The organism is Acetobacterium sp. MES1 (genome assembly GCF_002237635.1).
Lineage (GTDB): Bacteria > Bacillota > Clostridia > Eubacteriales > Eubacteriaceae > Acetobacterium > Acetobacterium wieringae.
In genome coordinates, this window is record NZ_MJUY01000003.1 from 25,666 (window position 1) to 47,777 (window position 22,112).

Sequence of the window (22,112 nt, forward strand, 5' to 3'; positions counted from 1 at the left end):
TTTTAATTTTTAAAGAGGGTACACTTCTCTTTATATAAACGTGTCTACCCTTTTGTCGACAGGCCGTATTTCCTGTCTGCCTTTATTGACGGGTTCCGATTTTTAAACCCGGAATGCCATTGAGACTCAGGTCGCTCTCTTCCCCATTGATATAATTATAGTAAGCCATCGAACCGATCATAGCGGCGTTATCGGTACAGAGAATAGGATCTGGATAGTACAAGGTCATGCCCGCATCAGCGGCTGCCTGTCCCATCATTTTTCGCAGCAACGAATTACAGGACACCCCGCCCGCCATGCAGATACTCTTCATGCCAATACTGTTGGCACAGGCAATGGTTTTGCTGACCAGCACCTCGATAACGGCCAGCTGAAACGATGCGGCCACATCATCGGGATTGACCGCCTCATTTTTCATTTTCTTGCCGTTGAGGTAATTGAGCACCGCCGATTTCAAACCGCTGAAGCTAAAATTATACTCAGTTTTATCCAGCATCACTCGGGGAAAAGCGATCGCCTCGGGGTTGCCATTTTTGGCCGCAGCATCAATGGCCGGACCGCCGGGATAACCCAATCCCAAAACCCGGGATATTTTGTCAAAGGCTTCTCCCGCCGCATCATCGATGGTTCGGCCCAGCACCTTGAAAGTCTGGTAATCTTCCACCAGGACCAGATGACTGTGGCCGCCGGATACCACCAATGTCAAAAAGGGCGGTGTAAGCTCCGGAAACTGCAAAAAATTAGCGGCGATATGGCCTTCAATATGGTGTACACCGATCAGCGGTTTCCCGAGACTGTAAGCCATTGCTTTGGCCGTAGAGAGACCAATCAGCAGCGCCCCCACCAGACCGGGACCATTGGTCACGGCAATGGCGTCCATCTCGGCCAGGGAAAGCTTACTTTCGGCCAGGGCTTCGTCAATGATATAGGGCAGTTTAGTGACATGGTTGCGGGAGGCAATCTCTGGTACCACACCCCCATATTTCTGATGAATATCAATCTGGGAATAAATCCGGTTGGTCAATATGTTCCGGCCATCTTCAACAATGGCCACGGATGTTTCGTCACAGGATGTCTCAATACTAAGAATTTTCATGTTTACCTCGATTAGAATTTCTCGTTATTTATTTTATATGTTTTTCTTTTTCAAAACCAGCCCCGTTCCCAGGGTGATGAGTCCCAGGGGTACCAGAATATAGATGACCATTCGGCCGATCATGGCGAAGAAGAAGGGCTCGGGGACAATCCAGATCAGTCGGTCGGTGGAAGGATCCATAATCCATAAGTCGTTGGAAAAAAATAACTGATGGAAGAGGATAAAGGTGTTATTGAAATTAAAAATAAAACTCGCACCAACAATTAGCAAGATCACCAAAAACGTGGCCGATCCATAGAACAAGGCCTTGATAATGGCCTGGCGATCGTATTTTAACAGCACCAGAAAAGCGATCAGCGCCAGAATCAGAGCGGCGTCCCGAAGACCGAGAAAGAAAAGCAACAAGTCTCTGACATCGTCCATATGGGTGATTTCTTTGTCATTAAAAATTGAAACACTGTCGACAACGTTTTTGGCACTTCCAATGGCTAAACGGGCTTGGATGTCAAAATCCTTCCGGTCGCCCTTGAGGTAGCTGATGATTTCATCGACCACCAGTTCCATATCTGGGGGATAGATACCAGTGTTATCAGTGACCTGATTTTTTTCCATCTGATCCATGTAAAACGCTTTGTCAAACACCGCTGCTTCAATGCCGCTGATAAAAATAATAACCGGAAAAAGGATTCCCAGCAACACTGTAACTATTTTGATGGTTTTATTCAAGTTTGTACCTCCACATGATGATTCCGTCCATTCCCGTGCCATAGTAATCTTTGCGTCGTCCTTGCCGGGTAAATTGGTTTTTCAGATAAAAATTGATAGCCGGCTGATTATCCGCCCTGACCTCCAGTGTCATCGCCACACAACCTTGCTCCAGTGCCAGGGCCAGCATTGCATTGATAATATTTTGCCCCACCCCGGTCTGGCGATAGGCTTCCAGTACTGCGATATTGGTAATGTGGGCTTCATCAATCACCTGCCAGAAGCCACCAAAACCAATAATTTCGCCATCTAATTCAGCGACAATATAATTGGAGAGGATATTGTTAGTTTCTGCCTTATAGGAATCCTCGGTCCAATTGTGTGAAAAGCAGGCCTGATCCACCTTAAAAACGCCGGGGACATCCCGGGACTCCATCAGTCGATAATGGATCATCATTTTTTATGCTCTTCGGCGTAGGAAGGCCGAATATAAAAGGGTTCCACTTCCCGATAATGGCTGGTCGCCCCCTTTAAGGCCCGCTTAAGGACCAGGGCAGCGGCTGACGAGGCCCGGTTCATGTTGAGATAATTGGGAACGATCCGGGCGGTAGGAATCGCTCCCTGCAGGATTTGTGAAAAGCGGGGTAAGCCATCACCCAAGAAATAGATGGTCTCTTTTCGCCCTTGTAAAAAAGTAATGAGCTCGTCAATTTCCATCACCGCATCGGCCAGATCCTGAACCAGTTGGCCGTCTTCAAAATGAAAAACACCAGTATAGGTCTGGTTACGCTGGGCATCCAGAATCGGACAGATCAGACCATTGGCAAAGGGAATATTCATGGCCAGGCTTTCCAGGGTGGATACTCCCACCACCGGTTTATTCAGAGCCTGAGCAAAGCCCTTGACGGTCGCCATACCAATGCGCAAGCCGGTAAAGGAACCGGGGCCGGAGACAATGCCGAAAACATCAATATCCTGAATCGAAAGACCCCCATCACTGAGCAAATGATCGATGGCTATCATCAGTTTTTCGGAATGTTTTTTTTGATGATTGATAATCATTTCGCCGACTAGTTTTTCTTCATTTAATATGGCAACCGTTGCCACAATAGTGGATGTATCAATGGTGAGTGTATTCATCTTTTGCTTTCCTTCTTAATTATTATTTGCTGAACTATTTTAAAATAATACCCCAGCCCGACAAAGAGAAGGTACCGATTTTAGATTGTAACAAATCGGTACGCTTTTTCTTAATCATCTTACTTCTTTTTTAGCTTTGCCAGTACTTTGAGATCCCGATCGATATCCTTAAGCTTTTCGTCGGAAAAAAAGTCATCGGGCAGTAATTTCTGAGCCTTATCAAAGCAGATTCCCATTTTGATGGCCATTTGCAGATAGTCACTTTCAAAAGTTTCGTCACCAAAATAATTTCGGAGAATCTGCATAACATCCTCATCCTCGACCAGATCCCGAACTTTAGAATGGATACAGAGGTACTCTTCCTCATTACCACCGAAAAGACTTTTGAAAAAACCCTTTTTCTTTTCGGTACAATTAACCAACTTTTCGAAGGTAATCCCTTCCAGTGACTGATCTGAATTGACCAGTTCAATAATCTTATCAATACATTCTTCGGTGAAGATGCCATTGGAAAACTCAACCAGTTTGCGCAAGGGGGTGTTGGCCAGCATCGTCATAAAAAAGTCATCTTCTCTGGTCTGGTCATCCCCCATGATTTCTTCAAAGCCCGAGAGCAGTAGTTTTAAGATCGTCTGTCCCCGCTCGGTTTTTTCAAAATCGCTGAGATAGGATAAGGGGTTGATCGGATGGATCAGATCTTTGGTAATCTGAACCGCATAGACAATCGGCAAATCCCGGCTGGATGACCCGATATAGATCTGGTGACTGCCCGACTCATGTTCCCAGGATTTGGTGGTGGGATTATAATAGCAAAAATCACTGAGTCCCAACTCAAAGCTGACCTCGGCCGAACGCCCCGCCGGGATGAAGACTTTTTTAAAGGCCCGCAGTTCCCGCAGTGGCCGCAGGATGGCGGTATCTGATTTTCCCGTGTATAACTGAACAATTTCCTTGCCGTTCATTACGCCGGAATTGGTAACACGGCATCTAACGGTAACCATTTTTTCTGCATCGATTGTTAACGCTGGCTCATCAATCGGTTCATAGTTAAAATCGGTGTAGCTGAGCCCAAATCCAAAGGGAAAACGGACCTTCTTCTTCGTAAAGTCGTAATATCGGTAGCCGACAAAAATACTTTCGCCGTAAACCACCTCATCATGGATTCCCGGAAAATTAATATAAGCCGGGGTGTCTTCCAGCCGCATTGGAATGGTTTCCGCCAGCTTGCCGCAGAAATTATTTTCGCCAAATAAAAGCTTGGCAATGGCATCACCGCCCGCCTGACCGCCTAAAAACATCTCGACGATGGCCTGGGGTTGGTGTTCCCAGCTCATATCAACAACGCCGCCATTCTGAACAATCACCACCGTCTTAGGTTGAACCTTGCAGATCTTACGGATCAGGGCAAGTTGTTTTTGGGGCAGATGCAAATGGGTCCGGTCATAACCTTCTGACTCATCGTGATCCGGCAAACCCACGAATAACAATGCCATTTCGGAGTTTTTTGCGACTTCCTCCGCCTGCTCGGCCAAATGAATCTGCTCCACCACCTCATCATGAATATAGCCCTGATGCGGGAACAACTGGATTTCATCGCCCACCAATTTTTTAATCCGTTCATAAGGTGAATCGATATGGTAGGGATTTATTTTTGAGCTGCCGCTGCCCTGATAGCGGGGATCAAAAGCCATGCTTCCGATAATCGCCAGCTTCTTGATTTTGGTCCGATCAATGGGCAGAATACACGCTTCATTTTTAAGCAGCACCATACTTTCAACCGCCGCCAGTTGGGCGATTTTGTGATGACCTTTTGGTTCAATTTCCAGATTAGTAGCATAATTGCGACGGTTTTCCTTAGCCTGAAAGGAAAACCGAATCAGCCGTTCCACCATCTCATTGAGAATGGTGACTTTCAGTTTCCCTTCTTTGATCCGGTCAAATATCTTTTGATTATTGACACCGCCATTGCCGGGCATTTCCAGATCCATTCCCGCCAATACCCCTCTGACCCGATCATAGACAGCCCCCCAATCGGAGATGACAATCCCGTCAAAACCCCACTCATTACGGAGCAGTTGGGTCAGAAAATAATTGCTCTGGGAGACAAACTTGCCATTGATGCTGTTATAGGAACACATCACCGCCATCGGTTTTCCTTCTTTGATGGCGATCTCAAAGGGTTTTAAATAGATTTCCCGCAGCGCCCGGATATCAATCTTTTCGTCCACCGTCATGCGCCGGGTTTCCTGATTGTTGGCCAGATAATGCTTGACTGTCGTTCCCACGCCATGATCTTTTGCGCCGAGAATAAAACTTTTCCCCAACCGGCCTGACAACAGCGGATCTTCTGAAAAATATTCAAAATTACGTCCGCACAAAGGCGATCGCTTAATATTGATGCCGGGCCCCAAAATTAGATCAACGCCCAGACTGCGGGCCTCCAAGGCAATGGTTCGGCCCACAAATTCAAGCAGACCTTCGTCCCAGGAACAGGCCGAGAGCACCGCCGGCGGAAAACAGGTGGCCGGTTTACCCTGGGGAATCCCCAGTGCGCCTTCATTTTCAATCACCCGCATGCCATGGGGGCCGTCGGCCATAAATACCGGCTCGATGCCGTATTTGGAATAGCCCATGGTTTCCCAGTCGGTTCGGCCGGAACAGAGCGAGACCATTTCTTCGAGACTCATATTTCGTCGTATTTTTTTAATTAATCCTTCATCCATGATAAATCATCTCCTTAATGGATTAACCAAACTTCCGCAATAACCTTTGATTTTATTAAAGGGTTCAGACTGTCAAAAAAGATAACCCAGTACCGACAATTGTTACATCATGTTGTACGCATCGGAGCGGACACGGCAGAGCCTGTCCGATTCTGCGCGCAGGCAACGAGCCAATCACAAGCTTGCTTGTAGTTGGCGACTGCCCGCGACCAATGCGAAAGGAGCAAAGCGGATTTCGCATGGCGCAGCGAACAACAGATTAACAATTGGTCGGTACGGTAGTTTATTGACAACCTCTAACTAAAGGGTTAGTTTTATGCTATTTGTACATTAATCTTGTTTCTTACTCATTGCCAATGATTTTCTGGCGCAGGCGTCAACTGCTGAAATGACAGCGTCTCTGAAGCCTTTGGCTTCCAGAACCCGGACGGCTTCGATGGTGGTTCCCCCGGGGGTACAGATCTGATCTTTGAGTTTTCCGGGATGTTCGCCGGATTCCAGAACCAGTTTGGCGGCACCATAAACTGCCTGGGCTGACAAGCGATAGGCCTGATCCCGGGGGAAGCCATGAAGAACCCCACCATCGGCCATGGCCTCAATCAGCAGCATCGTATAGGCCGGTGCTGAGCTAGCGATTCCGGGCACCACGTCCATCAGCTTCTCACTAATAATTTCAGCTTTACCAAAGCTCTCAAAAATCGTGATGATATCCTGAATGTCCTCTTGCGTCATGATATCATCCGGACACAGAGTTGAATCGGATTCTCCGACAAATGCCGGAGTGCTAGGCTGGGTTCTGATTACTTTAACATCGCTGCCCAAAAATTCCTTGATGTCATCAAAGCCAACACCGACTGCAATCGAGACGATAATTACCGACGGTTTGATACTCCCGGCAATTTCCGCCAGCACCTTGCCATATAAAAAGGGTTTCACTGCCAAAACCAGATAGTCTGCCTGGGCTGCCACGGCTATATTGGAATCCTGAATCGTAACACCATATTCTTCCGCCACCTGAGCTCTGGCGGCGTCTTCAGGATCATAACAGTGAATATTTTCCGGCCGGAATAATTCACCCTTTACCAAACCACCAATCATAGCCTTTGCCATGTTTCCGCAACCGATAAAACCAATATTATTTTTCACGTTAACTCCTCATGCTTATGCTAATCAGCTGTGTTTATCAGCTGCGAGCGACCGGTTCATCTTCAAATGATCGGAGTCGTCGTGCCAACCAACGCTAAGCTGATTGATTTTTTTGTACCAGGATTTTTTAATTTTATACCCTCTATTTTAGACTTTAATTCAACCCAGTGCAAACCTAAAATGGAAAAACCCACTAATTCTTAAATTAATGGGTTGGATTATCCATAACCAAGTCACTATGCTCAGTTTCAAATTTAGTATGAATTTCCGCTAGTTAAACTTTGCAATATCAGTTCGGTATTGGGCGCCTTCAAAGTGGATTTTGCCGATGTTGGCGTAAACGGTTTTTCTGGCGGCTTCACGAGTTTCGCCCAGCGCTGTGACACAGAGGACCCGGCCGCCGTTGGTTTGTAGTTCGCCGTTGACCAGCTTGGTTCCGGCGTGGAAAACGACGCAGTCTTGCATATCTTCAATGCCGGTGATAACCTTGCCTTTTTCGTAAGTGCCGGGGTAGCCGCCGGAAGCGATGACTACGCAAACAGCTTCTTTACTACTCCATTTGATCTCACAATCAGCCAGCTTGCCATCAATGACAGCTTCCATGATTTCGACCAGATCCGATTCCAACCGCATCAGAACGCTCTGGGCTTCAGGATCACCAAAGCGAACGTTAAATTCAAGAACCTTCGGGACACCATTATCAATCATCAGGCCAATAAACAGAACACCTTTAAAATCCATCCCATCGGCAATAAAACCATTGATAATCGGATCCAGAATCTCTGCTTTGATGCGCTTGTTCAGGGTTTCATCGGCAAACAGCACATTGGGGGAATAGGTTCCCATGCCGCCGGTATTTAAGCCTTCATCATTGTCATAGGCCCGTTTGTAGTCCTGAGCACTTTCCATCGGGACAATCGTTTTACCATCGACAAAACAGAGCATCGAGGCTTCCTGTCCGGTTAAGAATTCTTCGATCACGACCTTATCGCCAGCTTCTCCGAATTCCCTTTTTTTCATGATCATTTCCATGCCGGCTCGGGCATCGGTTTCATTTTCGGGGATCAGTACCCCTTTACCGGCGGCCAGACCATCAGCCTTGATTACCATTGGATAGCCATAAACACCCAGATCTTTGATAATTTCATCAAAATCGGTATATTCTTTATAGGCCGCCGTGGGAATATTGTGACGGAATAAAAATTTCTTGGTAAAGGCTTTGCTGCCCTCAAACTGAGCACAATGTTTGTTAGGACCAAAAACTTTTAAACCAGCCGCTTCAAAAGCGTCGACCATTCCCATAACTAGGGGGACTTCGGGACCGACAACGGTAAGATCAATCTGATGTTCTTTGGCAAAAGCCAAACAGCCGGGAATATCTTCCACCGACAAATCCACACATTCGGCCAATTCTGCCATGCCGCCGTTGCCCGGGGCGGCATATATTTTTTCAACCCGGGGGCTTTGGGCAAGCTTCCATGTCAACACATGCTCCCGACCACCGGATCCAATCATTAATATTTTCATCTGTCTCTCCTCGTTTTGCTTTCATTTTTTATAACACCTCGTTTTGCAAAGAGAATTGTTCGAATTCAAGGCGGAGACGGTTTTGGCCGACGGGAGCGTATCTATTAATACGTGACCAAGGCCAAAACCGTCTCCAACGCAGAAGTCGGGCAATTATCGACGCAAAACTAGTGTTTGAAGTGGCGCATGCCAGTAAACACCATCGCAATCCCCGCCTCATCACAGGCTTTGATTGAATCTGCATCTTTTCCAGCCCCACCGGGTTGGATGATGGCGGTAATACCGGCTGCGGCGGCAGCCTTGACACTGTCGTCAAAGGGGAAGAAGGCGTCCGATGCCATCACTGCGCCTCTGACGTTTTCACCGGCCTGACGGATGGCGTTTTCCAGAGCGCCGACCCGATTGACCTGGCCCGGTCCGTTGGCAATCAGACATTTATTTTTAGTCAGACTGATGGCGTTGGATTTGGTGTTTTTAACCGCTTTCCAGGCAAACAGCAATTCGGCCATTTCGGCTTCGCTGGGCTGACGTTTGGTGACGACTTTTAACTCATCATACAAGCTGGTATCACGTTCCTGAACCAGCAGACCACCCATCACTTTTTTGACTTCATAACTGGGTTCGTTGTGAATGATGTCGGCCAGCTCCAATAAGCGCAGATTTGGTTTCGCGGCCAGCACTGTCAAAGCTTCTGGTGTAAATCCCGGTGCAACGATTACTTCCAGGAATGTTTCCACCATTTCTTTGGCGGCGGCCTCATCAATCAAGCGATTCGAGGCAATAATGCCACCAAAAATCGAAACCGGATCGCTGTCATGGGCTTTTTTGTAAGCCACCGCAATTTTTTCGTCACTGGCAATGCCACAGGGATTGGCATGCTTAACCGCGACGATGGTGGGTTCATCCCCATATTCCTTTAGGATTTCCAGAGCCCCATTGGTGTCGTTGATATTATTATAGGAAAGTTCTTTGCCCTGGAGTTGTTTGGCGGCGGTGAGGGCGCCTTTAACCGGCACGACTTCGCCATAGAAAGCAGCTTTTTGGTGGGGATTTTCACCGTATCGCAGATCCTGAACCTTCTCAAAGGTCATCGTGATGGTGTCTTGTAAGACTTCCCCGTCGATTCGTTTTCTTAAGTAGTCAGCAATCATCGTATCATAGTTGGAGGTCGTTTCAAACACTTTTAAGGCCAGCTTATAGCGGGTTTGATAGTTTGTTTGACCGTTTGCTTCCAGTTCTGCGAGCACTACAGCATAGTCTTCCGGATCGACTACGACAGTTACGTCATTGAAGTTTTTGGCTGCCGAGCGCAACATCGTTGGTCCGCCGATATCGATGTTTTCGACCGCATCTTCAAAGGCAACCCCTTCTTTCAGAATCGTATTCTTAAATGGGTAGAGGTTAATGACCAACAGATCAATGGGAGTAATCTCAAGCTCTGCCATCTGTTTCTGATGATCGGGATTATTGCGGATACCCAGAATCCCACCGTGGATCTTCGGATGCAGGGTTTTGACCCGTCCGTCCAGACATTCCGGAAAGCCGGTCACTTCGGAAACGCCGGTAATTGTCAATCCTGCTTCTCGTAGAGCTTTGGCGGTTCCCCCGGTAGACAGGATTTCCCATCCCATTTCTGCCAGTTTTTTTGCAAATTCGACAATCCCACGTTTATCCGATACACTTAACAATGCTCTCATTTTATTCCTCCAAATTTATAACTCTAATAAGTTCCCTGTGTTTTTTATCAAATCTATACTGTTTTATTTTTGACAATTCGGCCTGTCACTGACAATTGATCAAGACAAAACGCCTTCACCGCTTTTGGTAAAAGCTCGTGTTCAATTTTGAGAACTTTCTGCTGGATCGATTCCGGGGTGTCGTCTTCGGCAACAATAACAGTTTCCTGCATAATTACCGGGCCGCCATCTGCCACTTTGTTAACAAAGTGAACCGTTGCCCCGGTGACCTTCACGCCATAATCGATGACGGCTTGATGAACACGCATCCCATAAAACCCGGCTCCGCAAAAAGATGGAATCAGGGCCGGATGAATGTTAATAATGGCATTGGGGTAAGCTTCCACAAAGGCCGGGGTAATAATTTTCATATAGCCGGCCAGCACCACCAGATCGACATCATAGCCTCTTAAAATCTCGACAATTTTTTGATCAAAGGCTTCATTACTGGGATAACCCTTGGGATTGACGGCCACTGCCGGAATCCCGGCGGCTTCTCCCCGTTCCAGACCAAAGGCATGGCGGTTATTGGAAATAACGACCACAATTTCACCATATTTGTGATGAATGGTATCAATCAGGGACTGAAAATTTGTTCCGCCACCGGAAACCAGCACACCGATTTTTTTTAAAGCTTTTACAGACATAGCTCGATTTTTTCCTCTCCTTTTACAATGGAACCGAGAATAACCGGCTTTTCGCCCTTGGCAGTTAAACCGGATAGAAAGGCTTCAACCTGGTCAGCTGGCAGAACAGCCACCAGGCCAATCCCCATATTAAAGGTGGCATACATGCTTTCAGCGGCAATTTTTCCCGCTTCCTGGATAAATTTAAAAATCGGCAGGGTTTCGATCACACTGGCATCGACCTTGGCGCAAAGTCCATCAGGAATCATCCGGGGTATGTTTTCATAGAAACCGCCGCCAGTGATATGGCTCATGCCCTTAATTTTGCATGGTTTGATCAGATCGGCCAAGGCTTTTACATAAATTCGGGTCGGTGTCAGCAGGGCTTCACCCAGGGTCATACCGAGATCCTCCACATAGGTATTGATGTCCAGCGACAGATCTTTGAATAAAACCTTTCGAACCAGCGAAAAACCATTACTGTGAACCCCGGAGGATGGTAGCCCCACCAACACATCCCCTTCAGCAATATTCGCACCAGTGACAATATCATCTTTTTCAACAATGCCCACCGCAAAACCGGCCAGATCATACTCATCCAGGCCATACATGTCTGGCATTTCCGCCGTTTCGCCACCGATTAAGGCCATATTCCCCTGAATACAACCTTCAGCAATCCCTTTAACAATGGTGGCAATTTTTTCCGGATAGTTTTTGCCGCAGGCAATGTAGTCCAAAAAGAACATTGGTTGGGCGCCCTGACACAAGATATCATTAACACACATCGCCACACAGTCGATGCCAATGGTATCATGGCGATCCATCATAAAGGCCAGCCGTAGTTTGGTACCAACGCCATCGGTTCCGGAAACCAGGACTGGTTTCTGATAACCTGCGGGCAGTTCGAACAGCCCGCCAAATCCGCCCAGGTGCGAAAGAACCCGATCGTTAAAGGTCCGCTTGACATCGGCCTTCATTAGTTTAACCGATTCGTAACCCGCTTCAACGTCCACTCCGGCTTGTCGATAGGCATCTGTTTTTATCTGATTTTCTGACATGTTTCCTCCATCTATTTTTAGTTCCAGTTTCTAGCATCACTTGCCAATTAGTCGTTGGCATTTAAAATTGGCACTTCCATCGGATATTCCCCGTCAAAGCAGGCCCGGCAGAAGGTTGTTTTACCGCCGACAGATTCGGTTAAGCCCTCCAATGAAATATAGGCCAGCGAATCGGCACCTAAAATATCGCGTATTTCTTCCACCGTTTTTTTTGCGCCGATCAGGTATTTACGGCGGGGGGTATCAATCCCGAAATGGCAGGTGTGCGCTACCGGTGGACTGGTAACCCGGAAATGAACTTCAGTCGCGCCAGCCTGTCTCAAAATTTCAACCAATCGTTTAGAGGTAGTCCCCCGAACGATGGAATCGTCGATAATAATGACCCGTTTGCCTTTAATGGTTTCTTTTAATGGGTTGAGTTTTATCCGCACCCCTTCTTCCCGCAACTTCTGATTGGGTTGAATAAAGGTTCGGCCAATGTATTTATTTTTAATCAAGCCGACACCATAGGGAATCCCTGATGCTTCAGCATAACCGATGGCTGCGCCAATTCCTGAATCCGGCACCCCAATGACTACATCGGCTTCAACTGGTGACTCTTTGGCAAGAATTTCACCAGCTTTATGACGAGCCGCATAAACAGATGTTTCATCCATCACCGAATCGGGACGGGCAAAATAAATCAACTCGAAAATACAGGCTTTCTTTTTAACCCAGTTGTTTTGGCCATAACTGGTTAAGCCGTTTTCGTCAATGACAACAATTTCGCCGGGTTCAACATCGCGAACCAGTTCCGCCCCAATCGCATCCAGGGCACAGCTTTCCGATGTCAGAAAATAATCTTCATCCTTCTTACCAATACAAAGCGGCCGCAAACCATAGGGATCACGAACGCCCACCAGTTTATCGCCAACCGTGATTACCAGAGCATAGGCCCCCTTGATGATTTCGACCATTCGTTGAATCGCTTCAATCATCCCGTGGCGCAGGCCTCTGGCTAAAATGTTGACCATTACCTCGGTATCAATAGTCGTCTGAAAAACAACGCCAGAGTCTTCCAGCATGTTCCGTAAAGCACTATCATTGATGAGATTTCCATTATGTGCCAAAGCTATTTGGCCCATACTGTGATTAACCGTTAATGGTTGAGCATTTGTGACCCCATCTTCGCCTGAAGTGGAATAACGAACGTGACCGATTCCGATATTACCTTTAAGCTGTTTTAATACGTTGCCTTTAAATGCATCACAGACCAGGCCCGTTTCTTTGTGGGTCGAAATCTTTCCGTCTTTGTTAACTGATATACCAGCGCTTTCCTGACCGCGGTGCTGAAGCGCATAAAGTCCATAATAGATATAGGAAGAACAATTATTCTCTTTCGATTTGAGATAGGCCCCCATTATTCCACATTCATCGCGAAACTTGTCATTTATCATTGGTGTGTGTATCCTCCAGGTATTTGATTTTATTTTTCCCGCACTCGAACTTTTATATGATACGAGTGATTTTTTATGCCTGCACCCGTTTGAGCATTTCTTCGTAGGCTTCTTCGATATGGCCAAGGTTTCTACGGAAGCGGTCTTTATCCAGTTTTTCATTGGTTTTCACATCCCAGAAGCGACAGGTATCCGGTGAAATCTCATCGGCCAGAACAATTTGACCATCACTGGTTTTACCAAACTCAATCTTAAAGTCCACTAAATTGATGCCTTTTTCCAGGAAATATGTTTTTAAGATCTCATTGATTTTAAAGGTCATTTCACGGATTGTCTCAATTTCTTCGGCAGTGGCCAGTTTCATGGCAATGGCATGATAATCATTGATGACCGGATCCCCAAAATCATCGTTTTTATAACAGAATTCAAAAATTGGCGACTCCAGTTTCAAGCCTTCTTCCAAGCCAAGGCGTTTGCAAATGGAACCGGCAGCGGTGTTGCGGATAATCACTTCCAATGGGAAAATCGTGACTGCTTTAACCAGCTGTTCATTTTCAGAGAGAATTTTAACAAAATGAGTAGGGATACCATTCTCTTCCAACATTGTGAAAATGACACCGGTCATTTTATTATTGATGACACCTTTGCCACCAATGCTGCCTTTGACCTCGCCGTTAAAAGCAGTCGCGTCATCCTTATACTCAATAATAAATTCGTTGGGATTATCGGTTTTAAAAACTTTCTTGGCTTTACCTTCGTATAACTGTTCTAATTTTTCCATTTTAATCTCCTTAAAATTTGATTTAAATCAATGCTGTGCTTGTAAATGTCTTATAAGATTTCCTGAACCTTTTCATTTTTCGCAATTACTTCGTCGTTTAACTGAATTTTGAAAGCCTTCATTTTTTCGCGGATCTCCGGGTATTTGATTGACAGCATCTGAGCGGCTAAAATCCCGGCATTTTCGGCGCCATTGACAGCGACTGTGGCCACTGGTACGCCGGATGGCATCTGAACGATTGACAAGAGCGAATCCAGTCCACCTTGAAAAGAGGTTTGAATCGGAATGCCAATGACCGGAAGTGGTGTGATCCCAGCGATAACTCCCGGCAAGTGGGCCGCTTTTCCCGCTGCCGCAATGAAAACTTCAATCCCCCGATCTTCGGCAGTAGTGGCATAGTCAAAGATTTTGTGGGGATTGCGGTGGGCTGAGATAACCTGAACATCATATTCAATGCCAAATTTCTCCAGCGCAATCAGACATTTTTTGACAATCTCAAAATCAGAATCACTGCCCATGATAACCGCAACTTTTGGTGTACTCATTTTTTAATCTCCTTCGTGTTTGCTTCTTAAATTTTCTAACACTAGTTTTCTTATTTATAATTTATTTAAAATAATTGACGCCAGCTTTAAAGATCTGCTGATCCATATTGCCGGGAATATTTTTATAGAGATTCTTGCCGATTCGTTCGGAGTGACCCATTTTCCCAAGGACCCGGCCATCCTGGCTGGTGATGCCTTCAACCGCATAAACAGAACCGTTGGGATTGAAGCGGCCATCAAGGGTGGCGGCACCCTCAAAATCCACATATTGGGTAGCAATCTGACCGTTTTCGATGAGGATTTTCAGCACCGCATCACTGGCGACAAAACGACCTTCGCCATGCGACATGGGCATCCGATGAATATCCCCGACCTTGGTATTGGCCAACCAGGGCGACAGATTGGAGCTGATTCGAGTCATCGGAATGGTGGACACATGGCGGCCGATGGTGTTAAAGGTTAAGGTCGGCATCTCCTCGGTAATTTCACAGATTTCACCATTGGGAACCAGTCCCAGCTTAATCAGGGCCTGGAAGCCATTACAGATCCCCAATACCAACCCATCCCGGTTATTGAGCAAATCCATGACGGCATCCATCATCTTGGGATTTCTAAAAACCGAGGCAATAAATTTACCGGAACCGTTCGGTTGATCCCCAGCACTAAACCCACCAGGAATCATTATCATCTGGGATGCTCTGATCTGCGCCGCCATTTCGTCAATGGAGTTGATTATATCCTGCGCTGACTGATTTCTGAAAATCGTCGTCACCGCTTTTGCACCGGCATTCTCAAAGGCTTTGACCGAGTCGTATTCACAGTTAGTTCCCGGGAAGACCGGGATAAATACCTGAGGTTTGGCTAGTTTATCTTTGTGGTATACAATCGGTGTGACCTTAAAGCTTAAGGTTTCCACGGCCCCACTGATTTCTGCTTTTTCAGGATAAACTGACCGCAGTGGTGCTTCCCAGACTTCGATCAATTCATTAATTGCGATGGCATCACTGCCAAATACAATTTTATTATTATCAGTGGTCTTGCCAATGGGGGTTGAGCCCTCCAGAATTTCAAAACTTTCGATCAAGATACTGCCATACAGTGGTTTAAACAAGAAGGCGGGATCGATCCGATCATTGATGTCAACCCCGATGCCGTTACCAAATGCCATTTTTGTCACTGCTTCAGCCAAACCGCCATAACCGATTGTTTTGGCGCTCAATATTTTGCCTTCCCGATTCGCTTTAATGATGACATCATAAACAGCTTTCACCGCAACTAAGTCCGGTACTCCATTTTTATCTAACGGTAAACTAAACAATTGTAACAATGACTCACTGGACTTGAGTTCACTGGTTATCACTGATTCCACGTGAGTTGTCACCACTGCAAAAGAAATCAGGGTTGGTGGAACGGTCAGTTCGCCAAAGCTGCCTGACATACTATCCTTGCCACCAATGGCTGGCGTTCCCATGGCTGTCTGAACCTGATGGGCCCCTAAGAGCGCCGCAAAAGGGCGGCCCCATTTAATTGGTTCTTTGCCCAACCGTTCAAAATATTCCTGGAAACTGAGGCGGGCCTTTTTATAATCGCCCCCCATCGCAACCAGTTTGGACAGCGATTCAAGCACTCCCATCATCCCGCCTAGAAAGGGACTGCTTTTGGCGATGGTCGGATTGTAACCAAAGGTCATCATGCTGCAGGTGGTAGTGTCGCCATGAATCATCGGAATCTTGGCGATCATCCCGTCCATTGGTGACAAAGCGTTTTTGCCGCCATAGGGCATCGCCACAGTGCCAGCGCCAATGGTTGAGTCAAACATTTCCACCATACCTCGCTGACTGGCTACATTCAGATCTTTTAGCGTCTCTTTCATTTGATTGATAAAATCGAATTGTTCATCTTTTTTCGGGTCTTGATCCGCTGTTTTTATTGCGCTATCTATTTCTATTGGTGACTCAACTACCACATCAATAAATTGTGGTGCACCGTTGGTTTCAAGAAAGGATCGGGAAATATTCAAGATTTCTGCACCCCGCCATTTCATGATCAACCGACCTGAATCGGTGACAACGGCAACTGGGGTAATCTCCAGGTTTTCAGCTTTTCCCATAGAAATAAAGGTATCCACATCTTTAGGATCGACCACCACAGCCATTCGTTCCTGGGATTCAGAAATGGCCAGTTCGGTGCCATCCAAGCCTTCATATTTTTTTGGCACCTTATCCAAATCGATTTCCAGACTATCTGCCAGTTCGCCAATGGCCACCGATACCCCGCCAGCACCAAAGTCGTTACAACGTTTAATGAGATTCGCCAGTTCTTTACTGCGGAATAAGCGTTGGATTTTTCTTTCTTCGACGGGATTTCCTTTTTGAACCTCAGCCCCACTTTCCAGAATCGATTCTTCAGTATGGGCCTTAGATGAACCGGTGGCACCACCGCAACCATCCCGGCCAGTCCGACCACCAACTAGCAACACCACATCGCCAGGAGCTGGGCGTTCCCGGATGACATTTTCTTTGGGTGCCGCAGCAATCACGGCCCCGACTTCCATCCGCTTGGCCAGAAAACCGGGATCATAAACTTCCGTTACCTGACCAGTTGCCAAACCGATCTGATTCCCATATGAACTGTATCCATGGGCCGCTTCCGTCGAAATTTTACGTTGCGGCAATTTGCCCGGTAAGGTATCTTCAATGGCCGCCCGGGGATCCCAGGCACCAGTTACCCGCATTGCCTGATAAACATAACTTCGACCGGAAAGTGGATCCCGGATAGCCCCACCCAGACAAGTCGCAGCCCCGCCAAACGGTTCGATTTCGGTGGGATGGTTATGGGTTTCATTTTTAAACATCAGTAGCCATTCTTCGTCGACACCATCATGATCGACAACCATGTTGATGCTACAGGCATTGATTTCTTCTGATTCATCCAGATCTGGAATCCGCCCCGCTTTTTTAAGTGCTTTGGTACCAATAACCGCCAGATCCATCAGACTCATTGGTCGTTCGGAATTTTCGCCGTATAGATCCGTTCTGGCCTGACAATAATCAGCATAGGCCCGTTTCATCGCCTGTGAAATGGGGTCATCGCCCAGAAACTGCACCTGCTTAATCTGAGTTAAAAAAGTCGTATGACGACAATGATCCGACCAATAGGTATCAATTACCTTTAATTCCGTAATGGTCGGATTCCGCTGTTCTTCTTTATTAAAATAATTCTGAACAAATATAATGTCCTCAGTTGTCATGGCAAATCCGTGATCCAGACGAAACGCTTCTAATTGATCACCATTTAGCGTGATAAAACGATCCAGCGGTTTGATATCATTTGGCTCACGAACCTCATCAGCCAGGGTTGTAAAAGGTTCTAAACTGGCTTCCTGAGAATCCACTGGATTAATCATGTAGTGCTTAATACTCTCAAATTCATTTTGAGTTAATTCCCCTGTGAGTACAACAATTTTTGCGACTTTAACTAAAGCCCGTTCACCGGATACGATCTGAATGCACTGAATCGCGGAATCGGCATGCTGATCGTATTGCCCAGGCAGATACGAAATTCCAAATATTTTTTCATCAACTCTCGTTTCAAGACAGTCTTCAAATACCTGATCAACATTGGGTTCGGATAAAATAGTGCTAATAATCTGATCAAACAACTCATCTGCCACGTCTTGGACATCATATCGATATACTATACGCATGGATTCAAGCTTTTGAATCTTTAGAATCCGTTGAAAGGTATGTGTCAACGACTTGGCTTCTACTTCAAATTCGTCTTTTTTTTCTACAAAAATTCGTTTTATCACAATTTTTCCACCTTTTTAAATGATAAACTTATTTTACTATTTCCGAACAATAATATCAATAGAATTTAAAACGTTCGGATTATTTTTTTATTTTCCCGAATATTTTTCAAGTTTATCCGTTTATTTTCAAATTTTTAATCGATTCCGGTATAATTTGAAGTATAATTGCATTATATTTGGGTAATATAGTACTAACCAATTACTCGATATAAAAAAGATCCAAGAGAGGTAACATATGAAAATTTTCCATTTGCATCATAGCGGCTTTTTAATTCAATTAGCAGATAAAACACTGATCTTTGATTGTTTTACCCATATCCCAACCAGTCTCCTTCGCAAGGGACTTCCTCATTATTTTTTTGTGTCTCATGGTCACGGCGACCACTACACCGCTGATATTTTTTCAACCGAACGGGTTTATCACCCTACCTATATATTAAGTGATGATATCCCCAAAGCCTCTACTCATAAAACCCATACTATTGGCCCCTACCAGCACATGTCGCTGGGTGGGATGGACATCAAAACTTTTGGTTCCACTGATCAAGGTATCTCATTTTATATTGCTACCAATTCCCATCGGATTTTCCACGCCGGGGATCTCAATTGGTGGGACTGGGACACCAATGAAAAACCAAATATCGATCCGATACAGGAAGAAAAGGACTATAAAGCTGAACTGGAAAAAATGAAGAACCTGCCCATGGAATTCGCCTTTGTTCCGGTGGATCCCCGTCTGGGCGACTCCTTCTACAAAGCGGGCGAATATTTTATCGAAACCTTTCATCCCAAGGTACTCATTCCCATGCATTTTCGTGATGATTTCGAAATTATCCAGCGTTTCAAAGACAAAATCGGGAACACCAAAACGATTATTCCTGAATTTAAAGAACGGAATGTCAAAATCAAAAACACCTGGTCACCTGGCGTCTGAATTATCGAATCTTCTTACTTGCTGAAGGAGTATTGCTATGAACAATCTATTTTCGCTTAGTAAACAAAGTCGTCAACTCCTTGACTTATTTTTTACCATCAGTACAGAATTTCTTTGCATTGCCGATGAACGAGGGGCTATTTTACAAACAAATCAGGTTTGGGAAACGAAGCTGGGCTACCTGAATCCAGATCTTTATGACAAAAATCTCATTGATCTTGTTCATCCCAACGATGTGCCCAACTTGATTCTTGGCCTAAAAAAATTGACTGGAGAAAAGGAATCACTGACGCTTACCACTCGTCTACACTCCAATTTTGACTCCTATCTTTTTGTAACCTGGCAGTTTAAATGGGTCGATGGACTTATCTTTTGTTGTGGTAAAGATTTGACTGAACTCTATCAGGCAAAAAAAGATGCTGAGAGCGCCAACTTTTTAAAAAATCAATTGATATCGATTTTATCAAATGAACTAAAGGAACCTCTGGAAAGTCTGTTCCTGTTTTTTGAGTTAATGAGCAAAGCCAATTCCAGATCAGATCAGAAAACCTGTCTGGAGAATATCCATCTTTCCTCTTCACTTCTGGGAAATCTGATTGATGGGCTTCTGACAAACGATAGCAAGACTGGCCATGATGTGATTGTTTTTGATTTTCACACTACCGTCGAGGATGCAATCATCCCCTTGATCGCCAGCGCCAAGCGTCATAACATTGCCATCGAATTGTCAATTCATCCCAAGATTCCAACGACTGTCGTTGGTGATCCTCAACGACTCAAGCAAATCATCTCCTATTTAATTCTTAACGCCATGAAATGCCTGGAGCAAGGTAAGATTTTCCTTGAAGCTACCCCGGAAAATACCGACAAATCAGTTTTTAAGATTTATTTTAATGTTAAAACGTCTGGAATTTCGCCCTTAAAAAATGGCTTGGCAGACCCCTTTTTATTTACCGATGCCACCGGCGTCACAATGGCAAACAATCTCAGTTTTGGCCTGGAACTAGTGAAAACGCTGGTTGAAACCATGAACGGCAAATTTTCTGCTGCCTGGGACAATGAGAACAACTATGATTTTTCATTTCATGTTCTCTTGCTCAGAGATGAGTCTCAGAAACTCAAAAACGGACGTAGTGTGTCCCAACATATATTACCGATGTATAATAAAAACCTTCGCCTCAAAGATGACGAACTAACAGCATTAGAGCAAATCGTAAATGATCAGACTCAATTAACCAGCTCTGGCGTTCTAGATCAGAGACCGAAAATCCTGGTGGTTGATGATTCAACCAAGAACACCCAAATGCTTGCTGAGGCTCTGGTAGAAAAATATGATATCACTGTTGCCAACAGCGGAAAAGCTGCCTTAGCTATGGCTACACAAAAACCTGTCCCCGACTTAATTCTGTTGGATCTCAGTATGCCGGAAATGAATGGCTTTGAAGTCAGTAAACAAATTCAGCTGGAAGAAAGTACGATGGGTATTCCGATCATTTTTTTAACGACTCTGAGTGACAAAGAAAACAAAGCCCATGGCGCCCAAACTGGTGCTGTTGATTTTATTTCCAAGCCCTTTGATCTGCCCAATGTCGAGCAAAAAATAAAATACCAGCTGGCGCTCAAGCATTATCGGGAAATTCTCAGTAACACAACCGATACCGACGCTTTAACCCAACTCGCCAACCGTCGCCGTTTCGAAGAAATGCTGACTATCGAAATTCGCAAAGCCAGACGAAATAACACCCCACTCTCGATGATCAGAATTGATATTGATTATTTTAAATTATATAATGAGACTTATGGCCGCGCTGAAGGGGATGCTTGTCTCCAGGAAGTTGCCGGTACAATCAAAAAAACATTAAAACGTGCCGGTGATCTGGCCGCCCGCTGGGAAGGTGAGGAATTTATCTGTCTACTCCCGGACACTAATTTAAAGGGAGCCGCCCATATCGCTGAAATCATCAGAAAAACTGTAGTAAATTTGAGCATTCCTCACCAAACCTCACCAATTAATACAATCATCACTTTATCACTGGGAGTGGCTACCGGCGTTTATTTAGACAAAAGCACTTCCGAAAACTCCTTAACGACCCTTTTCACCCGCTCGGAAACCGCTCTAATCAGAGCCAAAAAAGCCGGTCGCAACCAGCTTTTTGTATTCCATAACGACTAAAAATTTAAAACCCCTATCCTCTTTTAAAAAAGGGTTCAGGGGTTTTAAAAACATCCTATTTAACTGCTGCTTTATTTTTCCAACCATATTTCCCTTTCATTTCAACAAAACGTACCAGATCAACGGTCTGCTGCCTAAGCTGCCCATCATCATCTTTACATATAAGCTTTAACTCCTGTAATTCCGGCGGCCCCACAGGGATAATCATTTTTCCACCTCTGGCCAACTGATCAATGAGTTCCTTGGGAATTCTCTCTGCCGCTGCCGTGACGATTATTCGATTGAAGGGGGCAAATTCAGCCCATCCCTCACTGCCATCGCCAATTTTATAAACAATATTTTTGTAACCCAAATTATTAAGTCTCTTTTGGGCTGTTTCCGATAATTCCGGAATTCGTTCAATCGTATAAACCATTTTCGAAAATCTAGCCAGAAGTGCTGTTTGGTAACCTGAACCCGTTCCAATTTCCAACACACAACTGTTTTTCTCTGGGGCGAGAATCTGAGTCATTTCAAGCACCAGAGAAGGTTGAGAAATTGTTTGTTCATAACCGATTGACAGGGGTTGATCCCGATCTGCAAATTCTTTCATTTCATTGTCAATAAAATAAGAACGATCCAGATGCACAAAAAAATCACTGAGTTCCTGATAATCCATTGCTGTTTCTCACTTTC

The 22,112-nt window shown here is 45.4% G+C and carries 17 protein-coding genes; 2 read left to right on the forward strand and 15 right to left on the reverse strand.

Features of this window, described 5'->3' with window-relative positions:
* Positions 1 to 82 precede the first annotated feature (82 nt).
* The 14 genes from tsaD to BI182_RS00740 all read right to left on the reverse strand — a co-directional run bounded on the left by tsaD (position 83) and on the right by BI182_RS00740 (position 18,330).
* Positions 83 to 1,096, reverse strand: a complete 1,014-nt coding sequence (gene tsaD, locus BI182_RS00675; RefSeq protein WP_286804826.1) for a tRNA (adenosine(37)-N6)-threonylcarbamoyltransferase complex transferase subunit TsaD — start codon at positions 1,094 to 1,096, stop codon at positions 83 to 85.
* A gap of 33 nt (positions 1,097 to 1,129) precedes the next feature.
* Positions 1,130 to 1,822, reverse strand: coding sequence for a TIGR01906 family membrane protein (locus BI182_RS00680; protein WP_070372074.1), 693 nt, complete (start codon positions 1,820 to 1,822; stop codon positions 1,130 to 1,132).
* Positions 1,815 to 2,258, reverse strand: a complete 444-nt coding sequence (rimI, locus tag BI182_RS00685) for a ribosomal protein S18-alanine N-acetyltransferase (protein WP_286804827.1) — start codon at positions 2,256 to 2,258, stop codon at positions 1,815 to 1,817. Before rimI ends, BI182_RS00680 begins: the two co-directional genes overlap by 8 nt.
* Positions 2,255 to 2,941 (reverse strand): tRNA (adenosine(37)-N6)-threonylcarbamoyltransferase complex dimerization subunit type 1 TsaB, encoded by a 687-nt coding sequence (gene tsaB / locus BI182_RS00690; protein WP_286804828.1) that lies wholly within the window; start codon positions 2,939 to 2,941, stop codon positions 2,255 to 2,257. The genes rimI and tsaB overlap by 4 nt, the downstream gene beginning before the upstream one ends.
* 119 nt (positions 2,942 to 3,060) lie before the next feature.
* Positions 3,061 to 5,664 (reverse strand): glycoside hydrolase family 3 C-terminal domain-containing protein, encoded by a 2,604-nt coding sequence (locus BI182_RS00695; protein ID WP_286804829.1) that lies wholly within the window; start codon positions 5,662 to 5,664, stop codon positions 3,061 to 3,063.
* Positions 5,665 to 5,994: 330 nt separating this feature from the next.
* Positions 5,995 to 6,810 carry a pyrroline-5-carboxylate reductase gene (proC, locus tag BI182_RS00700; protein WP_084633713.1) on the reverse strand — a complete coding sequence of 272 codons (816 nt, stop codon included), beginning with the start codon at positions 6,808 to 6,810 and terminating at the stop codon, positions 5,995 to 5,997.
* Between the two features lie 270 nt (positions 6,811 to 7,080).
* Positions 7,081 to 8,337: a phosphoribosylamine--glycine ligase gene (gene purD, locus BI182_RS00705; RefSeq protein WP_286804832.1), complete on the reverse strand. Its 1,257-nt coding sequence runs from the start codon at positions 8,335 to 8,337 to the stop codon at positions 7,081 to 7,083.
* A gap of 167 nt (positions 8,338 to 8,504) precedes the next feature.
* Positions 8,505 to 10,034: a bifunctional phosphoribosylaminoimidazolecarboxamide formyltransferase/IMP cyclohydrolase gene (gene purH, locus BI182_RS00710; RefSeq protein ID WP_070372079.1), complete on the reverse strand. Its 1,530-nt coding sequence runs from the start codon at positions 10,032 to 10,034 to the stop codon at positions 8,505 to 8,507.
* 53 nt (positions 10,035 to 10,087) lie between these two features.
* Positions 10,088 to 10,720, reverse strand: coding sequence for a phosphoribosylglycinamide formyltransferase (gene purN / locus BI182_RS00715; RefSeq protein WP_228879445.1), 633 nt, complete (start codon positions 10,718 to 10,720; stop codon positions 10,088 to 10,090).
* A complete protein-coding gene (gene purM, locus BI182_RS00720; protein WP_070372081.1) occupies positions 10,711 to 11,757 on the reverse strand; it encodes a phosphoribosylformylglycinamidine cyclo-ligase in 1,047 nt (348 codons plus the stop codon). Before purM ends, purN begins: the two co-directional genes overlap by 10 nt.
* A 47-nt stretch (positions 11,758 to 11,804) precedes the next feature.
* Positions 11,805 to 13,193 (reverse strand): amidophosphoribosyltransferase, encoded by a 1,389-nt coding sequence (gene purF / locus BI182_RS00725; protein ID WP_286804836.1) that lies wholly within the window; start codon positions 13,191 to 13,193, stop codon positions 11,805 to 11,807.
* Between the two features lie 73 nt (positions 13,194 to 13,266).
* Positions 13,267 to 13,974: a phosphoribosylaminoimidazolesuccinocarboxamide synthase gene (gene purC / locus BI182_RS00730; protein WP_148638341.1), complete on the reverse strand. Its 708-nt coding sequence runs from the start codon at positions 13,972 to 13,974 to the stop codon at positions 13,267 to 13,269.
* Between the two features lie 50 nt (positions 13,975 to 14,024).
* Complete coding sequence (purE, locus tag BI182_RS00735; protein WP_228879449.1) at positions 14,025 to 14,519, reverse strand: 5-(carboxyamino)imidazole ribonucleotide mutase; 495 nt, start codon at positions 14,517 to 14,519, stop codon at positions 14,025 to 14,027.
* A gap of 61 nt (positions 14,520 to 14,580) precedes the next feature.
* Entirely contained in the window at positions 14,581 to 18,330 is a 3,750-nt protein-coding gene (locus tag BI182_RS00740) for a phosphoribosylformylglycinamidine synthase (protein WP_070372085.1), read from the reverse strand.
* A 235-nt stretch (positions 18,331 to 18,565) separates the two neighbouring features.
* On the opposite strand from BI182_RS00740, the gene BI182_RS00745 reads away from it, so the two are divergent.
* Positions 18,566 to 19,264: an MBL fold metallo-hydrolase gene (locus BI182_RS00745; RefSeq protein WP_070372086.1), complete on the forward strand. Its 699-nt coding sequence runs from the start codon at positions 18,566 to 18,568 to the stop codon at positions 19,262 to 19,264.
* Positions 19,265 to 19,301: 37 nt separating this feature from the next.
* Complete coding sequence (locus BI182_RS00750; RefSeq protein WP_084633714.1) at positions 19,302 to 21,437, forward strand: diguanylate cyclase domain-containing protein; 2,136 nt, start codon at positions 19,302 to 19,304, stop codon at positions 21,435 to 21,437.
* A 55-nt stretch (positions 21,438 to 21,492) separates the two neighbouring features.
* Here the strand turns inward: BI182_RS00750 and BI182_RS00755 are convergent, their stop codons facing one another.
* Complete coding sequence (locus BI182_RS00755; RefSeq protein WP_084633715.1) at positions 21,493 to 22,095, reverse strand: protein-L-isoaspartate(D-aspartate) O-methyltransferase; 603 nt, start codon at positions 22,093 to 22,095, stop codon at positions 21,493 to 21,495.
* Positions 22,096 to 22,112: the final 17 nt, after the last annotated feature.

Coding starts and splice junctions, on each gene's coding strand:
- purH (WP_070372079.1), bottom strand. CDS start 10,034: ATGAGAGCATTGTTAAGTGTATCGGATAAACGTGGGATTGTCGAATTT.
- BI182_RS00755 (WP_084633715.1), bottom strand. CDS start 22,095: ATGGATTATCAGGAACTCAGTGATTTTTTTGTGCATCTGGATCGTTCT.
- purN (WP_228879445.1), bottom strand. CDS start 10,720: ATGTCTGTAAAAGCTTTAAAAAAAATCGGTGTGCTGGTTTCCGGTGGC.
- purE (WP_228879449.1), bottom strand. CDS start 14,519: ATGAGTACACCAAAAGTTGCGGTTATCATGGGCAGTGATTCTGATTTT.
- purM (WP_070372081.1), bottom strand. CDS start 11,757: ATGTCAGAAAATCAGATAAAAACAGATGCCTATCGACAAGCCGGAGTG.
- tsaB (WP_286804828.1), bottom strand. CDS start 2,941: ATGAATACACTCACCATTGATACATCCACTATTGTGGCAACGGTTGCC.
- BI182_RS00745 (WP_070372086.1), top strand. CDS start 18,566: ATGAAAATTTTCCATTTGCATCATAGCGGCTTTTTAATTCAATTAGCA.
- BI182_RS00695 (WP_286804829.1), bottom strand. CDS start 5,664: ATGGATGAAGGATTAATTAAAAAAATACGACGAAATATGAGTCTCGAA.
- purC (WP_148638341.1), bottom strand. CDS start 13,974: ATGGAAAAATTAGAACAGTTATACGAAGGTAAAGCCAAGAAAGTTTTT.
- tsaD (WP_286804826.1), bottom strand. CDS start 1,096: ATGAAAATTCTTAGTATTGAGACATCCTGTGACGAAACATCCGTGGCC.
- rimI (WP_286804827.1), bottom strand. CDS start 2,258: ATGATGATCCATTATCGACTGATGGAGTCCCGGGATGTCCCCGGCGTT.
- BI182_RS00750 (WP_084633714.1), top strand. CDS start 19,302: ATGAACAATCTATTTTCGCTTAGTAAACAAAGTCGTCAACTCCTTGAC.
- purF (WP_286804836.1), bottom strand. CDS start 13,193: ATGATAAATGACAAGTTTCGCGATGAATGTGGAATAATGGGGGCCTAT.
- purD (WP_286804832.1), bottom strand. CDS start 8,337: ATGAAAATATTAATGATTGGATCCGGTGGTCGGGAGCATGTGTTGACA.